This is a genomic window from Empedobacter sp. UBA7252 (genome assembly GCF_002472765.1).
In the GTDB taxonomy this organism is placed as follows: domain Bacteria; phylum Bacteroidota; class Bacteroidia; order Flavobacteriales; family Weeksellaceae; genus Empedobacter; species Empedobacter falsenii_B.
In genome coordinates, this window is the sequence record NZ_DKSQ01000080.1 from 20,263 (window position 1) to 36,838 (window position 16,576).

Annotated in this window: 17 protein-coding genes and 3 tRNA genes; 11 read left to right on the top strand and 9 right to left on the bottom strand. The window is 31.3% G+C overall.

Annotated elements, in window-relative coordinates:
* The first annotated feature begins 139 nt into the window (after positions 1 to 139).
* From B2X73_RS11575 to B2X73_RS11605, 7 genes are all read left to right on the top strand, one after another.
* Entirely contained in the window at positions 140 to 706 is a 567-nt protein-coding gene (locus tag B2X73_RS11575) for an RNA polymerase sigma factor (RefSeq protein ID WP_038333651.1), read from the top strand.
* A 1-nt stretch (position 707) separates the two neighbouring features.
* The gene (locus tag B2X73_RS11580) at positions 708 to 914 is read left to right on the top strand and encodes a hypothetical protein (protein ID WP_038333652.1); all 207 of its coding nucleotides are present in this window, start codon (positions 708 to 710) and stop codon (positions 912 to 914) included.
* A gap of 15 nt (positions 915 to 929) precedes the next feature.
* Positions 930 to 1,748: a mechanosensitive ion channel family protein gene (locus B2X73_RS11585; protein ID WP_280050084.1), complete on the top strand. Its 819-nt coding sequence runs from the start codon at positions 930 to 932 to the stop codon at positions 1,746 to 1,748.
* A gap of 311 nt (positions 1,749 to 2,059) precedes the next feature.
* Positions 2,060 to 2,329, top strand: coding sequence for a 30S ribosomal protein S15 (gene rpsO / locus B2X73_RS11590; protein WP_038333654.1), 270 nt, complete (start codon positions 2,060 to 2,062; stop codon positions 2,327 to 2,329).
* 140 nt (positions 2,330 to 2,469) lie between these two features.
* Positions 2,470 to 4,656: a polyribonucleotide nucleotidyltransferase gene (locus B2X73_RS11595; protein ID WP_038333655.1), complete on the top strand. Its 2,187-nt coding sequence runs from the start codon at positions 2,470 to 2,472 to the stop codon at positions 4,654 to 4,656.
* 251 nt (positions 4,657 to 4,907) lie between these two features.
* Positions 4,908 to 7,070, top strand: a complete 2,163-nt coding sequence (locus tag B2X73_RS11600; RefSeq protein ID WP_291096488.1) for a S46 family peptidase — start codon at positions 4,908 to 4,910, stop codon at positions 7,068 to 7,070.
* 95 nt (positions 7,071 to 7,165) lie between these two features.
* The gene (locus B2X73_RS11605; RefSeq protein WP_291096490.1) at positions 7,166 to 7,900 is read left to right on the top strand and encodes an MBL fold metallo-hydrolase; all 735 of its coding nucleotides are present in this window, start codon (positions 7,166 to 7,168) and stop codon (positions 7,898 to 7,900) included.
* 73 nt (positions 7,901 to 7,973) lie between these two features.
* Here the strand turns inward: B2X73_RS11605 and B2X73_RS11610 are convergent, their stop codons facing one another.
* From B2X73_RS11610 to B2X73_RS11650, 9 genes are all read right to left on the bottom strand, one after another.
* Entirely contained in the window at positions 7,974 to 8,549 is a 576-nt protein-coding gene (locus B2X73_RS11610) for a hypothetical protein (RefSeq protein ID WP_291096492.1), read from the bottom strand.
* 144 nt (positions 8,550 to 8,693) lie between these two features.
* On the bottom strand, positions 8,694 to 9,647 hold the full coding sequence (locus B2X73_RS11615) for an alpha/beta hydrolase (protein ID WP_291096494.1): 954 nt from the start codon (positions 9,645 to 9,647) through the stop codon (positions 8,694 to 8,696).
* A 55-nt stretch (positions 9,648 to 9,702) separates the two neighbouring features.
* Complete coding sequence (locus B2X73_RS11620) at positions 9,703 to 9,930, bottom strand: DUF6814 family protein (protein WP_291096496.1); 228 nt, start codon at positions 9,928 to 9,930, stop codon at positions 9,703 to 9,705.
* Positions 9,931 to 9,944: 14 nt separating this feature from the next.
* Positions 9,945 to 11,477 carry an MFS transporter gene (locus B2X73_RS11625; protein ID WP_180906341.1) on the bottom strand — a complete coding sequence of 511 codons (1,533 nt, stop codon included), beginning with the start codon at positions 11,475 to 11,477 and terminating at the stop codon, positions 9,945 to 9,947.
* A gap of 37 nt (positions 11,478 to 11,514) precedes the next feature.
* Complete coding sequence (locus tag B2X73_RS11630) at positions 11,515 to 12,747, bottom strand: hypothetical protein (protein ID WP_114999950.1); 1,233 nt, start codon at positions 12,745 to 12,747, stop codon at positions 11,515 to 11,517.
* Between the two features lie 429 nt (positions 12,748 to 13,176).
* Positions 13,177 to 13,743 carry a pentapeptide repeat-containing protein gene (locus B2X73_RS11635; protein WP_180906343.1) on the bottom strand — a complete coding sequence of 189 codons (567 nt, stop codon included), beginning with the start codon at positions 13,741 to 13,743 and terminating at the stop codon, positions 13,177 to 13,179.
* Between the two features lie 3 nt (positions 13,744 to 13,746).
* The gene (locus B2X73_RS11640) at positions 13,747 to 13,995 is read right to left on the bottom strand and encodes a hypothetical protein (protein ID WP_180906344.1); all 249 of its coding nucleotides are present in this window, start codon (positions 13,993 to 13,995) and stop codon (positions 13,747 to 13,749) included.
* 2 nt (positions 13,996 to 13,997) lie between these two features.
* A complete protein-coding gene (locus B2X73_RS11645) occupies positions 13,998 to 14,372 on the bottom strand; it encodes a VOC family protein (RefSeq protein WP_038333665.1) in 375 nt (124 codons plus the stop codon).
* A gap of 156 nt (positions 14,373 to 14,528) precedes the next feature.
* Positions 14,529 to 15,443: an N-acetylmuramoyl-L-alanine amidase gene (locus tag B2X73_RS11650; protein ID WP_114999956.1), complete on the bottom strand. Its 915-nt coding sequence runs from the start codon at positions 15,441 to 15,443 to the stop codon at positions 14,529 to 14,531.
* Between the two features lie 145 nt (positions 15,444 to 15,588).
* Between B2X73_RS11650 and B2X73_RS11655 the strand changes: the two genes are divergently transcribed.
* From B2X73_RS11655 to B2X73_RS11670, 4 genes are all read left to right on the top strand, one after another.
* Positions 15,589 to 15,672: transfer RNA gene (locus tag B2X73_RS11655), tRNA-Ser, on the top strand.
* Between the two features lie 30 nt (positions 15,673 to 15,702).
* Positions 15,703 to 15,777, top strand: a tRNA-Pro gene (locus tag B2X73_RS11660).
* A gap of 27 nt (positions 15,778 to 15,804) precedes the next feature.
* Positions 15,805 to 15,878 (top strand) — tRNA-Arg (locus B2X73_RS11665).
* 149 nt (positions 15,879 to 16,027) lie between these two features.
* Positions 16,028 to 16,333: a hypothetical protein gene (locus tag B2X73_RS11670; RefSeq protein WP_180906354.1), complete on the top strand. Its 306-nt coding sequence runs from the start codon at positions 16,028 to 16,030 to the stop codon at positions 16,331 to 16,333.
* The last annotated feature ends 243 nt before the right edge of the window (positions 16,334 to 16,576 follow it).

Consider the following 16,576-nt stretch of genomic DNA (forward strand, 5'->3'; position numbering starts at 1 on the left):
GGTTTTTTTTTGTATATTATTGTATTTTAAATAGATATTCGATTAAATTAAAATTATTTAATTTTTTTTGATAAAAAAAGCTAAAAAAATGAGTGACCAAATAAGAATAGGTGTGTCATATTAAATGTAAGCAGTTAAAATGTCAAAAGATTCTATAGAAAATATTGCAGATGACATTTTGGTGTATAAGATTGTCGAAACAAAAAATCAGCATTTGTTCGGTATATTGTATGATAGGTATGCACATACGGTATATAATAAATGTTTGAGTTTTGTAGAGGATCAAGCTGAGGCACAAGATATGACGCACGATATATTTGTAAAGTTGTTTGTAAAACTGAAAACATATCAATCAAAATCTAAATTCTCTACTTGGTTATATTCTTTTACATATAATTTTTGTGTCAATCATGTGCAACGAAAGATAAAAGAAGAAAGAAAAAATTATTCGGTAACGGATGATTTGGTTGATAACTATAATGATGAAATTATTGATGACAAAGAAATTTTTGAATTAAAAATCGAAAAACTAACGCAGTCCCTAAAGGAGTTGGATGTCGAAGAGAAATCTATATTACTCATGAAATATCAAGATGAATTTTCAATCAAAGAAATTTCAGAAACTTTAGAGATTGGAGAAAGTGCAACTAAGATGAGATTGAATAGAGCAAAAAATCGTTTACTAAAAATTTATAACGCTTTGTAAAATGGAAAATCCTTTTAAGACTATACTAGCCAATGAAAAGCTTCCAGAAACAATAAAACAAAAAGTTATGGATGATGTTGCTTTAATAAAATTATCGTTGGAGGTAGCCGATTTGGTTTCAGTAAAATATCCAAGCACAATTGGAAATTTCTTCGGAATCGGAAAAAAATCAACTAACAAACCGAACAAAAAAGATAAAGAAGGTTAACTATAAATAGATTATATGAATATAGGTTTAAATTTTAGCTTGTTAGAAAGTTTATATCAAGAAATGGTACTCGTTTTTCCTAAAGTTGTAGGAGGTATTATATTCATTATCCTGTCATATATCTTGCTAAGATTGATTCTAATATTGACTAAGTACATATTAAAATTATCTAAGATAGATAAATTAAAAAATGCTTTAAACAACAGTGAAGCGTTGAAAAACTCCTCTATTGAAATAGATCCTTCTAAGATTATTTTACAATTTGTACGATTGTTTATTATTTTGTTAATCATTATTATAGGATCTGATATTTTTGGATTAACAGTCGTTTCTAACCAAATAGGAAGAATTGTAGATTATCTGCCACAATTTTTTAGTGCAGTGTTAATATTTGCTGGAGGATTTTATTTGGCTAACTATATCAAAACTTTTTTAAGAAGTTTAATTAAATCAATTGATTTAAACGGAGCAAATATTATTAGTAATATCATTTTTTATATCATCCTTATTTTTACGATAATTACTTCATTAAATCAAGCAGGTGTTAATACAGAGCTAATTACAAATAATCTGTCATTAATTTTAGGATCAATATTTTTGACATTGGCAATTGCATTTGGATTAGGTTCTAAAGATATTATTTATAGATTATTATTGTCGTTTTACACAAATAGGAATTTTGAAATTGGACAAAAAGTAATCATAGAAGATGAGACAAAAGGCGTGATAATTGCAATTAATAATATATGTATGACAATACAAACAGAAAATGAAAAAATTGTGTATCCGATAAAAGTTATCACGAATAAAAAAATACGAATTATAGAAGATTAATCTTACCTACCCAAACCTATTTTTAATAATTATTAACCAACCTATTAATTACTTATTAAAAAACTAAGCCGACTTTTAACCTACCAACCAAAAATCGTGAAAGCAAGTCTTTTACAACTAACAAACCTATCTGATTTAGTAGAAATTAAAACATCACTTTCTATTATCTATCTAAATCAAACTAAACCAAATTTTTAAAAAGTGACCGAATTAACCAATCGGTCACTTTTATTTTTGTACAAAGTTTATTATTTCATATAATAGTTGTACATTTGCACCTCATTACATAATAATTATTAAATAATATTGGCATGTACTTAACATCAGAAGTAAAAAGCGAATTATTCGCAAAGCATGGTAAATCTGCAACAGATACAGGATCTGCAGAAGGGCAAATCGCATTATTCACTTACAGAATTAACCACTTAACTGGTCACTTGAAAAAAAATCACAAAGATTTTAATACAGAAAGATCATTAGTTATGTTAGTTGGTAAGCGTAAAGCGTTATTAAACTACTTAAAGAAAAAAGATATCACAAGATACCGTGCGATTATCGCTGAATTAGGATTACGTAAGTAATTTTAAACACAATATAAAAGGGCAATTACGTAGAAATTGCCTTTTTTTTTGTTATAAATTAAAATAAGATATTTATCTTTATATAATGCAGTTAAAGCAAACGGCTTTAACTTTAGACGAATTAAATACTAAGAAGACGAATGATTCCACAGGCGATCACAGAAAAAATTACTCTTTCAGACGGAAGAGAAATTACAATCGAAACAGGGAAATTAGCAAAACAAGCTGACGGATCTGTGGTTGTACGCATGGGCGACACCATGTTATTAGCTACAGTTGTAGCAAACAAAGAAGCAAATCCAGGTGTAGATTTTTTACCTTTAACAGTAGATTATAGAGAAAAATTTTACGCTGCAGGACGCATCCCAGGGAATTTCTTCAGAAGAGAAGCAAAACCATCAGATGATGAAGTATTAACAATGCGTCTTGTAGACCGTGTTTTACGCCCAATGTTTCCAGAAGACTTTCATGCTGAGGTTCAGGTCATGATCTCACTTATTTCTTACGACAAAAATGTAATGCCAGAAGCTTTAGCTGGTTTAGCTGCATCAGCAGCCATTGCAATTACAGATATTCCTTTCACATTAATTTCAGAAGCTCGCGTTATTCGTTTGAATGGTGAGTTAATGATTAATCCTTCAAAAGAACAATTAGACCAAGCAGATATCGACATTATGGTTGGTGCTTCTAAAGATTCTGTTGTAATGGTAGAAGGGGAGATGAGCGAAATTTCTGAACGTGAAATGTTAGACGCAATTGAATTTGCTCATGCTGAGATTAAAAAACAAATTGAAGCACAAGAAAGTTTAGCAGCGAAAGTAGGTAAATCTTTACCAAAACGTGAATATAGCCACGAAACACACGACGAAGAAATTCGCGAAAAAGTATGGGCTTATGGATATGATAAATTTTATGATATCGCTAAACACCCATCTGATAAACACGAAAGAGGTGATAAATTTGCTCAAGTTGAAGCAGATTTCTTAGCTCAATACGAAGGAGATGAAGAAGAGTTAGCTCGTGTAACTCCTTTTGCTCACATTTACTTCCACGATGTACAAAAAGAAGCTGTACGTCAATTAATCTTAAACGAAGGAATTCGTTTAGATGGACGTGATCCAAAAACGATTCGTCCAATTTGGACAGAAGTTGATTATTTACCATCAACTCATGGTTCTGCAATCTTCACACGTGGGGAAACTCAAGCATTAGCTACAGTAACTTTAGGTTCTTCTAAAGATGCTAATATGGTTGATGGAGTTGTAACAAACTTCGACGAAAAATTCTTTTTACACTATAATTTCCCTCCATTCTCAACAGGTGAAGCTCGTCCATTAAGAGGAACTTCTCGTCGTGAAGTTGGTCACGGAAACTTAGCACAACGTGCTTTAGCGCAAATGTTACCTGACGATTGTCCTTATACAGTTCGTATTGTTTCTGAAGTATTAGAATCTAACGGTTCTTCTTCTATGGCAACAGTTTGTGCAGGAACATTAGCAATTATGGACTCTGGTTTACAAATGAAGAAACCAGTTTCAGGTATTGCAATGGGGTTAATCACAGATACTAAATCAGGGAAATTTACAGTATTGTCTGATATCTTAGGAGATGAAGATCACTTAGGAGATATGGACTTTAAAGTAACAGGAACTGCAGACGGTATCACAGCTTGTCAAATGGATATTAAAGTACAAGGTTTATCTATGGAAATCATGGAAACAGCTTTGTTACAAGCAAAAGAAGGTCGTGAGCACATTTTAGGTAAATTATTAGAAACTTTACCAGCACCTCGTCCACAATTGAAACCAAATGCACCAAAAGTTGTTGTAATTGAAATTCCTAAAGAATTCATTGGAGCAGTAATCGGACCTGGAGGAAAAGTAATTCAAGAAATGCAAAAAGAAACTGAAACAGTTATTGCAATTACTGAGTTAGATACAACAGGACGTGTAGAAATCAATGGTGTGATTCAAGAAAACATCGATCGTGTTGTAGAAAGAATCAAACAAATTGCTTTCGTTCCAGAAGTTGGTGAAACATATCATTCAGTTGTAAAATCTATCAAACCATTTGGAGCGTTTGTAGAGATTGCAAAAGGAGTTGAAGGTTTAGTTCACATTTCTGAATTAGAGCACAGACGTCTTGAAAAAGTTGAAGATTCTGTAAACATCGGTGATAAAATTGATGTTAAATTCTTAGGTTACGATGATAAAAAGAAAATGAAATTATCTCGTAAAGCTTTGTTGCCAAAACCAGAGAGAACAGAAAAACCTGCTAAATCAGCAGAGAAAAAAGAGGATAAACCTCAAGATAATAAAGAAGCTTAATTAAGTTTTGATATAAAGTAAAAAGTCCGAGATTTTCTCGGATTTTTTTGTTCTATAAAACCAATCATAACCTAAAGTAGATTAATGATTTTAATTTTTACTTTCACGATTCAAATTTTGTGTTAATTAAATAAAAATAATCTTTTTTTAACAATAAAACCTCAGTAAAACTTTATTAAATACTTAAAGATTAGGAGAACTTCAGATAATCAATTATTTTAGCAATTCGTAAAATTGAAGACAAACAAATAATGAAAAAATTTTTATTATCCACGCTTTTAGTGGTTATGCTTTTTCCTTTTAAAGTGAAAGCTGACGAAGGAATGTGGTTTTTGATGTTCATCGAGCGTCTGAATCACCGTGATATGCAAAAACAAGGTTTACAATTAACTTCAGAAGAAATTTATAGTATCAACAATAACTCTTTAAAAGATGCTATTGTACAATTTGGTGGTGGATGTACTGCTGAAATGGTTTCTGGACAAGGTTTAGTTTTGACAAATCACCACTGTGGTTATGGTGCTATTGCTGAATTATCTGCTCCAGAACATGATTACTTAAAAGATGGTTTTTGGGCGAAAGATAAAGCTGCTGAGTTAAAACCAAAAAGCTTAAAAGTACGTTTCTTCGTTCGTATGGATGATGTTTCTAAACGTATTTTAGGTGTTGTAAATGATAAAATGTCTGAGTTAGATCGTGAAAAAGCGATTAACCAAGAGATTGCAAAAATTGAAAAAGAGAACAGTGAAAACGGAAAATATGTTGTTTCTGTTCGTTCATTCTTCCAAGGAAATGAATATTACTATTTTGTTTACCAAGACTATGAGGATGTACGTTTAGTAGGAACACCTCCAAGTTCTATTGGAAAATATGGTGGAGATACAGATAACTGGGAATGGCCACGTCACACAGGAGATTTCTCTATGTTCCGCGTATATGGTGACAAAGATGGAAATCCTGCAGCTTATTCTACAAGCAATGTTCCGTTGCAACCAAAACATCATTTACCAGTTTCTTTAAAAGGATATCAACCAAATGATTTCGCTATGATTTTAGGTTATCCAGGTCGTACAAATCGTTGGATGCCAGCGCAAGGTGTTGCTCAAAATGTAGAGTACGCTTATCCTGCATGGGTTGAAGCTTCTAAAGTGACAATGGATCAAATGAAAAAATATATGGAGCAAAATCAAAAAGTAAATATTGATTATGCTTCTAAATATGCTGGAGTTGCGAACTATTGGAAAAATCGTGATGGAATGATCGAAGCTTTAAAACTTCACGGAACTGTTGCGAAGAAAACAAAAGAAGAAGAAAAATTCAATAAATGGGCTCAAAAAGGATCAAACAAAGCCGAATATGGTGATGTTGTTTCGAATTTGAATAATTATTATGCGAAAACAAATTTAGATGCTCGTCATAACAATTACATCAACATTTTATTGCGTTACTCAACTTTAGCAAGTGCGCCATATTCTATTGGAAAAGCATTAGAAAACTATGCAGCAGCGAATGATGCAAAACGTGATGAAATGCGTCCGAAAATTCAGAATGCAATCAATGCATATTACGAAAAAATGTATTTACCTTTAGAAAAAGATTTATTGGCTGCTCAATTAAATCTTTATGCTTCTAAAGCGAGCGAAGCTGGTTTAGCGCCTTATGTTGCTGATTTAGCGAAGCAAAATAACAAGAACTTTACAGCTTATGTAAATGATGCTGTTGAAAGAAGTTTCTTCGCTGATCAAAAACAAGTTGAGAATTTCTTAATTTCTCCAGATGTAGAAGTCTTGAAAAAAGATCCTTTATATGTTTTATCAAATGCTTTAGTAGAAAGAGCTTCTAAGCAAACTGATGAGCAAGCGAAATTGAATGATACTTATTCTAAAAATTTCCGTTTATTAGTAAAAGGTTTACGTGAGTCTAAAATCGGGAATATCTTATATCCAGATGCAAACTCTACGTTACGTTTAACTTACGGATCTATCCAAAATTTACCGAAAAGTACAAATCCAAAACGTCAACCAGATGTTGCTTCTAACTATTTTACAACATTAGAAGGTACAGTTGCAAAACACATCGCAGGTGACGAAGAGTTCGAAAATCCACAACGTTTAATAGATTTAGCGAAAGCCAAAGATTATGGACAATATGGAGATAAAGATGGATATTTACACGTAAATTTCTTGTCAAATAATGACATTACAGGTGGTAACTCAGGTTCTCCAGTAATGAATGGTAAAGGTGAATTAATCGGTATTGCATTTGACGGAAACATCGAAGCAATGGCTGGTGATGTAATCTTTGATCCTAAATTACAACGTACGATTTCTGTAGATATTCGATACGTTTTATGGGTTGTTGATAAATTTGCTGGAGCAAAACACATCGTTGATGAAATGACAATTGTAAAATAAGATTTGAATCATAATATTTTTAAGGCTTCCTATTTTGGAAGCCTTTTTTTGTAGAGAGAATCTAAACGAATTACCTTTGTAAAAAATAAAAGTAAATGAAAGTTATTCCTCTTTTAGAAGGTGTTTTTCATGTTGATGCAAAAAAAGAGTTTCATTATTTAGGTGATAATATTGATGTTAAAAATCCCGCTGACGGATATAATCTTATTGTTCGTCCATTTTTGATACAAATTGGAGATGAAAATATTTTGATTGATTGTGGTTTCGGAACTGAAGTAGATTGTGAACCTATCATTCTAAAAAAATTACGCGAATATAATATTAATCCAAATCAAATTACTAAAGTATTGATTTCGCATTTACATAAAGATCATATCAACGGAATTGGAAATTGGGTAGGGGATCAGTTTGTATGTAATTTTCCTGAAGCAAAAATTTATATTCAGCAACGCGAATTTGATTATGCGGTTGCTCAAACAAATAATTCTTACAATTATGAACGTTTAGAAAAGTTGAAATCATTCAAAAATATTGTATGGATGAATGATGAAAATTCTGCTTTTATTTCGGATAATATCCAATTTGAAGTAACAGGAGGTCATGTGCCATTTCAACAAGTTTTTTGGATAAAAGAGGGAAATGAAATTATTTTTTATGGTGCAGATAATTTGCCTCAACTCAATTATTTTAGATACCACGCAGCCTTCAAAAATGATGTTGATGGCGTAAAAGCGATGGAAGATCGTGTAGTTTGGGAACAAAAATCAAAAGAAGAACATTGGAAAATTCTTTTCTATCACGGGAAAAGAACAGATATAAAACAATTTTAGAAATTTATTATAAATGAAAAAGCCTTGCAAACGCAAGGCTTTTATTATTTTAATGAATAGAATGTTAATTCCATTAATTATGTCCTAAATAAATTTGGAAACCTACAGCTAATCCTAACCCGTTTTGAGCTTGAGCATTTGCTAAATTAGATTTAGAATAATTGTATCCAACCATTCCTTCTAAAGCTACATTTCTAGAAACGAAGTGTGCGTAACCTGCGTTAATTCCGAAACCGAAAGAAGTATCTGAAACTCCACCGCTTTTAGCTCCAGTTATACCTACTTCACCTTGTCCAAAGAAACGTCCTGTAGAACTTGCTCCTTCAGGAAAATAGTAACGAGCAAATGGCATTAATTTATATTGGTAAATGTTATCTCCATCTTTTACAGTTTGTAAGCCAAAACCAGTTGTAAGACCAACTGCAAATCCATCAGAAACAAAATATCCAGCTTGAGGATTTAAGTTAATGTTAAAGTTTTCTCCTTCAAAAGAGTAACCTAAAGATCCAATAGAACCTCCTACTAACCAATTACCTTGTTTGATCGGTGTAGAACCTACGTTAGCAGATGTTTGAGGTGTTTTAATTTTTTGCGCAAATGCTGAAGTTGCAAATACTGCGAGCACTAATGTTAAAAATACTTTTTTCATAATTTGTTGATTTTAAATTGTGAATGACACAAATTATGCCAAAACTATTCGAATAGTGTTAACGTTTTATCGATATTTTTTTTCTGATTTCGTCAAAAGGATTATTGAAAAATGAATTTTTAGAGGTGAAATAAATTAAAAATTTTATCTATTAAGATTTATATCCAACCAATTTTTTATTATCTGAAAAGTTTCATTTTTTTGTTCAATCCAAGGAAAATGTCCTGCATGATCGATTAAAAATAAATCTGAATTTTGAAGATATTCATGAAGTTTTTCGACTTTTTTCGGAGGATTATTTGTATCAAATTTTCCATTAATAATTAAAATTGGAATTGTAATTTGATTGAATTTTTCTTGATAGATGAGATATTTATCAATATTTTGTTCAGTCGTATATGGATTAATTTGATTAGGAATTTCTTTTCGTTTCCCTATTTTTTGGATGGAGTCGTAATAAGGTTTTACTTTTTCGAAAGTTTCTTGATTGTAGCACCACCATTTTATCGGAGAATAAGATAAGTCTCGACCAGAAGCATCTGTTTTAGTGTTATTTTTTAGCATATAATCCCAGTCATCTACAACTTGTTTGAACCACTTTTCGGTATTTTTTCGTTTAGTTTCGAAGATATTTCGATCATTCATCATTTCATCAAAATTATTGATAAATCCAGTTCCAGAAAGAATCAAACCATCTAAGTGCTCAGGATAATCTACCGCATATTGCAAAGCAATCGCATTTTGATCTGAATGTCCAAACAGCCAAATTTGATCTATATTCAATTTTTTTCTTAGTTCGTCAATTTCCTTTACGAGATGCGAATCTTGGTATTCTTCGTAAGATTTTGGCGTTTCGGAACGTCCAATTCCACGGGAATTATAGTAGACAACTGTAAAATATTTTTCTAAAGGTTGTAAAGAGTTTTCGTATGCAGTTTTCCCAGAAGTAGGATGCCCAACAATTAGAACAGGACCTTTTCCTTTTATCGTATATTCTATATTATACTTGTCAATTTTTTCATAATAATTTCCTTCTCTAATCGAATTAGAACAAGAAGAAAATAGAATGAATAAAATAATAATAAGTCGTTGCATCATATTCTAAAATACAAAAAAATCCTCAACATATGTTGAGGATTTCGTGTATAGTTTTTTACATTTTTTCATCACTGTATTCACCGAGTAAAGCATAATAGCCAAAAAGAGCCATTCCAATAACTATAATTGGTGTAAGGACAAATAGAATAATAATTCCGAATACTAAATCATCTTGAGAGCCTGATGATAATTTTGGAATTCCAAATTCCATAATACAAAAGTAGGCTACAACAAGTGATAATGCGATCCAAACGATTCCTAATATTTTTTTAATTGCTTCCATTTTTAATAGTTTTTTTAGTTAACATTTCTGTCTTTATTACTGATATAAATTGCTCCGATGATAAAACAAACAGCCGCAATTCCAATAGGATACCAAAGACCCTCTAAGTAAAACTGTGGATCTCCGTTGTTTTTGGCATTTGTTACCAAATAAGTAGAAACAGCAGGTAAAAGACCTCCAAAAATTCCGTTTCCTACGTGGTAAGGCAAAGACATCGATGTATATCTAATTTTAACAGGGAACATTTCTACTAAGAACGCAGCAATTGGACCATAAACCATTGTGATAAAAATAATTTGAATCCAAATTAATCCAACTAATTTCCATTTATCACCACTATTAATATGTGTCGATTTTTTTACAATTTCACTTACTTTTCCATCTACAATTTTTGCTTGACCATTTTCTAAATGAAGCGTTGTAACTTGTTTATAAGTCGTGCCATCTGTAAATGATTTTTGAATTGTATAAATAGAATCAGATTTTTCGTCAACATTTTTGATTTCAGCTTTTTCAATTGTTTGTGCTGCAATTACTTCTTTATTTTCAAGATTTGTTGTTTGATACATTGATTCGTAAATTGGTCGATACGAGAATACAGCGACAATCATTCCGATTAACATCACCCATTTTCGACCAACTTTATCACTCAGCCATCCAAAGAACACAAAGAAAGGTGTACCAAATAATAAAGCAATTCCTAACAAAGAATCTACTTGATCAGATTCTACATTCATCACCGTTTTCATGTAACTCATCGAGTAAAACTGACCTGTATACCACACAACTCCTTGTCCCATCACAGCTCCAAAAAGTGCTAATAAAACGAATTTCATATTGTAACGATTCCCGAAAGATTCTTTCAAAGGATTTTTAGAAGTTGTTCCTTCATCTTTTGCTTTTTTGAAAGCTGGCGATTCGTCCATATTTTTACGAATCAAATATGAAACGTAAACCATTAAGATTGATAAGATAAATGGAACTCGCCATCCCCAAAGGTCAAACTGCTCTTCTGATAATAATGTTTTCGTTAATAAAATAACCAATAACGAAACAAATAAACCAACTGTTGCAGTGGTTTGTATCCAAGAAGTCCAATATCCTCTTTCTCCGTCTGGTGCGTGTTCTGCTACGTATGTTGCAGCACCTCCATATTCGCCTCCAAGTGCTAAACCTTGTAATAAACGTAAGATTAATACTAATAAAGGTGCGATAAAACCAATTGATTCGTAAGATGGAATACATCCTATTAAAAAAGTTGCTCCTCCCATTAATACTAAAGTTGCCATAAATGTATATTTACGACCAATAATATCTCCTAATCGACCAAAGAATAACGCGCCAAATGGACGTACAACAAATCCAGCAGCAAATGTTGCTAATGTTGATAAAAAGGCAGCTGTAGGATTGTCAGCAGGGAAAAATTTAGTAGAAATTACAACAGCTAAACTTCCAAAAATAAAGAAGTCATACCATTCAATTAGCGTTCCCATCGAGGAAGCACCAATCACTTTCCAGATTGTTTTTTTGTTAGCAGTTTCGCTCATAAATAATGTGTTTTTGTGTTAATTCTTGTGTGTTTTTTTATAATAATATCATTGCTTGTATTGTTATCATGTCGTCCATGTGTTTTGGTTGATCGAAAGATTTTTGATATTCTACAGAAATTTTAGCATTCTGACCATCAATGTACCAGTTTCCACCTAATTTTAATTCGTTTGCAGGCTTTACTAGACCTTTGAAATCTCTGTAAGAATATCCTACATACGGCTGAATTCTATTACGGAATTTTCCTTCTCCTTCTTTGATGTTTTTAGGCAATAAATACCCGACATGTCCAGAAAACTGATTTCCATCTCCTACAACATTTCCTTGTACATAATTTTCGCCCATGTCCGAATTTTGATATTTCGCATAAGCTGTTATCGAAGAAGATTTTCCGATTGGCGCATCATAAAAAGCATCAACAGCAAGATGAGTTACATTTTCTCCAATCAAATTATCATTTTCTTTTTTGACAATTGCATTACTTTGATTGAAAAATCCTGCTCCGATGTTAAATACTTTTTTAGTTCCTAAATAGGTTCCAACGCGATAAGGTAAAGCATTTGATTCTTGATCTAAAAATTGATAATCAAAATATCCTGAAACCGCATATTTTCCTTCTCCAAGTATCGCTTTTCCTAAATACTTTTCTTGTCCGTTTTCTAAAACTGTCGAAGAGTTTCCATCTAAAGTATTAGTAATAGCATCACTTAATGCTAAACGATAATTCAGTTTTCCAATTCGCCCTTTTGCAAACATTCCCAAATGATTTGAAAATTGATCAGACAAACCAAGTGTTGACCAGTCAGCTCTGTTATTATCTAAGGTCAACATATTGATAGAACCTTGACCATTTCCACGAGAAATTCCACCAAAATTGTGAACTCCAGCACCAATTGCTAAATTGTTTGTTACCTTATATTGTAAAAACATTTCATGCAAGAAAAACGATACATCTGTACTTTTTCCCATCGGAGAAAGATTATTATCATAGATTCCATTTGCACCAAAATGTGTTAAAATCATAAATCGATCATTGATTTGTGAATAAGCAAGAACGCGCGCTCGTTTGATAGAAAATCCATCATTGGCGTGTTTTCCTTCGTAATCCTGAAACCAAGTTTGTCCCCAAAGAATAAATCGGACATATTTACTTCCTTCTGGATTTAATTTAACGACCAAACCGCCGTCATATTCAGAAGCATATTGAGCCTTCAATTCCGTGGCTCCAAAAATGGATAGTAGAGCAATTGCGACAAAAATTTTTTTCATTTTTTAATAAATGGTGTTAGTTGTACATTATTTGTGATTTTGTATTGACTTAATTAATAGACTTAAGTTTATCTAAAATAATGTATTGAATAATAATAATGCTTTTTTTGATAAAGAATTTCTTTTTTATTTTATTAGTGTAAATAATACGCTAATATTTTTTTTAATTTCTTAAAAAAATGTCAAGAAAAGTTTTAAGTTGATAATCTGAGTTGGATTTATTTCAGAAAATTTATCAAAAAAAGATGCAATAATAATCTTATTATTTATTAAATCAAGAAATAATTATTGACTAATTGATAAAATATAGAAGTAATTTATTCTAAAATGTTATGATTTAGTAAAATATAATCTGAAATTATTTATTCTGATTAGAATAGTATAAGTAGAAAGCATAAAAAAGGTTTCGATTTTATTCGAAACCTTTTTTTAATTTATTGTAATTCTAAGATAATCTAATAATCCAACACAATTTTCTTTGGAAAACTGCGCGCCTTTCAATTGATTATCATTCGGATTTATCGTGAAATTATAAGCCGTTTTGAAGTTGGCTTGCTTTAAATTGGTCTGATAGAAAATGGTGTGAGCCAAATTACAATTCATAAAATAAGCTTGACTAAGATCTGCGAAAGAAAATTCTACATTTTGTAAAGAACAATTGCTAAACTTTGTCTTTTTTAGCGGTAATTCATAAAAAGATGAGTCGTTTAACGTACAATTTTCAAATGAAATGCTTAACCCAAATTTGTTCGAATTTTCGAGATTAAAACCTATCATTTTACAATTCATAAACTCAACTTGCTGAAAGCTTGTGTTTTCTAAAGTTACATTACTCAAATTACATTCGATAAATTGACATTGAATAAATTTGATATCGCTTAAATCTAATCCATTCAAATCACAATTTATAAACTCGCAATTCTCGTATTCACCAGATATATTTTGATTTTCTGAGAAATTAATTTGTTCAAATTTTTCTTCGAAATGATAATCCATAAGTTATTTTTTTACGATTAAGTTTCTTAAGGCTAACCAGAAAATCATCACAATCATGTCAATATAAATAGTAACTTTTAGTTGATCGATTTGCGAACAAAGATTTTTTCCTGTTACAGTAGAAATACAAGTGTCAACTCCGTCGGTTTCATATTTTATACTAACCATAGTGTTAATAATCATGTAAAAAACAATTGGAATAATAAGAATAATTATCGCTAAAATAATGTTGTAATATCGTTTTGAGATCATAATTAATCTTCGAATGTAACTTCTATTTCTTGTCCAAATTGTAAGATATAACCATTGTTGTCGTAGATTGCAAACTCGCGCATATCCCATTCAAAGGTCTCAATTTCATATACAACTTCGCAATCATCTTTTACTTGATTCCACAACTCGTCTACGTTGTCTACAACAAAATAAAAAGAACCTGTGAAATTAGCTCGTTCAAAATCTGCTCCTTCATTTGGATAAGCCAACATAATTTCTACATCGTCTTTTTGCAAGCAAGCCCAAATCCAATCTTCATTTTGATCAGCAATCTTAAATCCTAATTTTTTATAGAATTTTGTTGTTTTTTGTAAATCTTTCGTCCAAATAATTGGGCGCAAACTTTTAAAAGCCATGTTATATTATTTTGGATAAAATTACTTCAATTTTTCTTAACTCTCAATTCCATTTTTAATGAAAATTAAGCTATTTATTCATATTATTTTACTGAAAGTTTATTCCATAAAAAACTCCTAACACGTAGGAGTTTCATACTATAAATCAAAATTGATTTATGGATTATATTTTTTGTTTAATGCTTTCAAGATTGCCCAAGTTTCAGCATCTACAACTCCATCGTATTTTTCTGGACGGAAATGCATCTGAAATGCCACAATTGCATTTTTTGTTTGCGCGTCTATCATTCCATTTGTAGGAACGTTGTACCCATATTTCTTAAGATCAGTTTGCACTTGTGTGATAAAAACGGAACTTGTTGTATCCCAAGGATATTGTTGCATAAATACATACTTGTCTGTATCATCGTACCAAGCACCAACACCGTAATCTGTATATAATTTTTTCCAAGGGAAAAGTGGACCCGGATCTGGTTTTCTTCCTGGCGCAACATCAGAATGCCCAATTACATTAAAAGGAGAAATATTATAACGTTTTACAATATCTTGTGTCAATTCACCTACTTTTTTGATTTGATAATCTGGATAAGGCGTGTAATTTGGATAAGCATCCGTTCCTTTGTTTCCAAGATTAACGATTTCGATACCAATAGAAGAAAAGTTTATATTATCCAATCCTTTCCAACTACTAACACCTGCATGCCATGCACGTTTTGTTTCGTCAACTAAAAGATTAATTGTTTTGTCATCATAATCATTTACCAAATAATGTGCACTTACATCTTTCTGAGTCAATACTTTTAACGATAACTCTGTGTTGATTGCTGTGTAGTGTAACACTAAAAATCGTACACGTTCATCTTGCGAAATAGATGGATAATAATCTGTTGTCACCTTGTACTTGTCGAGTTTTGCAGCTCGAGTCATTTCCGGTTGATCTGTTTTTGAATTGATAATGACTGTGTCACGAATTACTTTTGTAATTGTTTTTGGTGGAACTGTTTTAGTTGCACAACTAGCCAAAATAAAAAAACAAGAAATTGCCGAAAATACTAATCCTTTAAAATTCATTCTTTTAGTTCTAAATAGTCTTTTGAATAGCCAAAATTAAGCCAAATAATTTAATTTTTTTTCTAAAAAGACTTGTTTTGCAATAAAAGTCAATATATATTTGCAACCGCTTTATGAGACTAATCAGTCTTATTTTTAAAAGTTAGGAGAGGTGCCAGAGCGGTAATGGAGCAGATTGCTAATCTGTCATCGGGAAACCGATGCCAGGGTTCGAGTCCCTGTCTCTCCGCTTTTTTAAAGCTAGAAATAAAACACCACTCGGGGTGTAGCGTAGCCCGGTCATCGCGCCTGCTTTGGGAGCAGGAGGTCGCAGGTTCGAATCCTGCCACCCCGACGAATTTTAGTAATAGAATTTTGGATTGGTCCAGTAGCTCAGCTGGATAGAGCAACTGCCTTCTAAGCAGTAGGTCTCAGGTTCGAATCCTGACTGGATCACAATCTAAAGAAAACCCATACTGATTATCAGTATGGGGTTTTTGTTTATTACTGCTTCAATACAATCAAATTTTAAGCAAAATTGTAAATCACTATTTTCAGTGAGATGCTTTCTGTAAAGTTTACTTATTTTTATTCAAATAAATTGTATGAATCAGCCAACCAAAATCAACATATCAAGAGTATTTATAGGATTGACAATATTCTTCTTTCTATGCTTTATTGTTATGTATAGTATTGATGGAACTGAAATAGCAAGAAATCAAAATTTTATGTTCGATTTTATAGCTATTACTGGATTTGGGTCTTTTATTTTATGTCCACTTTTTTCAGTAATATCCATTATTTTTAACTATAAAAATAGGATATTATATCTTGTATTACTTTTAAGTTTTATTCCTTTTTTTGGAATTTTAAAACTATTTGAAGGTGCTAATTTCGGAGGAAGTTTTTAATAAATTTTCGTCTTTTATTGATTTTTCAAAAAACGAAGATTCATAAAGATACTAAAAAGTTAGAATAATTATAAAAAAAACATTTTTTGTGTCCGTATTTGTCCTATCATTATTTATTCAATTAGTAAAAAGAAAAATTCTTTTTTATGCCTCTATTTATCATCGTTTTGAGCGATATGAATTTTTAGTTGTTTTTTAGTTTGTTCGATTGTTGTTCGACCATTCTTCGACCGTTGTTCGACG

Bases quoted from the DNA above. Each gene is read 5' to 3' on its own strand.
- B2X73_RS11595 (WP_038333655.1), top strand. From the start codon at position 2,470: ATGATTCCACAGGCGATCACAGAAAAAATTACTCTTTCAGACGGAAGA.
- B2X73_RS11585 (WP_280050084.1), top strand. From the start codon at position 930: ATGAATATAGGTTTAAATTTTAGCTTGTTAGAAAGTTTATATCAAGAA.
- B2X73_RS11635 (WP_180906343.1), bottom strand. From the start codon at position 13,743: ATGGATTATCATTTCGAAGAAAAATTTGAACAAATTAATTTCTCAGAA.
- B2X73_RS11605 (WP_291096490.1), top strand. From the start codon at position 7,166: ATGAAAGTTATTCCTCTTTTAGAAGGTGTTTTTCATGTTGATGCAAAA.
- rpsO (WP_038333654.1), top strand. From the start codon at position 2,060: ATGTACTTAACATCAGAAGTAAAAAGCGAATTATTCGCAAAGCATGGT.
- B2X73_RS11670 (WP_180906354.1), top strand. From the start codon at position 16,028: ATGAATCAGCCAACCAAAATCAACATATCAAGAGTATTTATAGGATTG.
- B2X73_RS11610 (WP_291096492.1), bottom strand. From the start codon at position 8,549: ATGAAAAAAGTATTTTTAACATTAGTGCTCGCAGTATTTGCAACTTCA.
- B2X73_RS11580 (WP_038333652.1), top strand. From the start codon at position 708: ATGGAAAATCCTTTTAAGACTATACTAGCCAATGAAAAGCTTCCAGAA.
- B2X73_RS11630 (WP_114999950.1), bottom strand. From the start codon at position 12,747: ATGAAAAAAATTTTTGTCGCAATTGCTCTACTATCCATTTTTGGAGCC.
- B2X73_RS11625 (WP_180906341.1), bottom strand. From the start codon at position 11,477: ATGAGCGAAACTGCTAACAAAAAAACAATCTGGAAAGTGATTGGTGCT.
- B2X73_RS11575 (WP_038333651.1), top strand. From the start codon at position 140: ATGTCAAAAGATTCTATAGAAAATATTGCAGATGACATTTTGGTGTAT.
- B2X73_RS11640 (WP_180906344.1), bottom strand. From the start codon at position 13,995: ATGATCTCAAAACGATATTACAACATTATTTTAGCGATAATTATTCTT.
- B2X73_RS11600 (WP_291096488.1), top strand. From the start codon at position 4,908: ATGAAAAAATTTTTATTATCCACGCTTTTAGTGGTTATGCTTTTTCCT.
- B2X73_RS11650 (WP_114999956.1), bottom strand. From the start codon at position 15,443: ATGAATTTTAAAGGATTAGTATTTTCGGCAATTTCTTGTTTTTTTATT.
- B2X73_RS11645 (WP_038333665.1), bottom strand. From the start codon at position 14,372: ATGGCTTTTAAAAGTTTGCGCCCAATTATTTGGACGAAAGATTTACAA.
- B2X73_RS11620 (WP_291096496.1), bottom strand. From the start codon at position 9,930: ATGGAAGCAATTAAAAAAATATTAGGAATCGTTTGGATCGCATTATCA.
- B2X73_RS11615 (WP_291096494.1), bottom strand. From the start codon at position 9,647: ATGATGCAACGACTTATTATTATTTTATTCATTCTATTTTCTTCTTGT.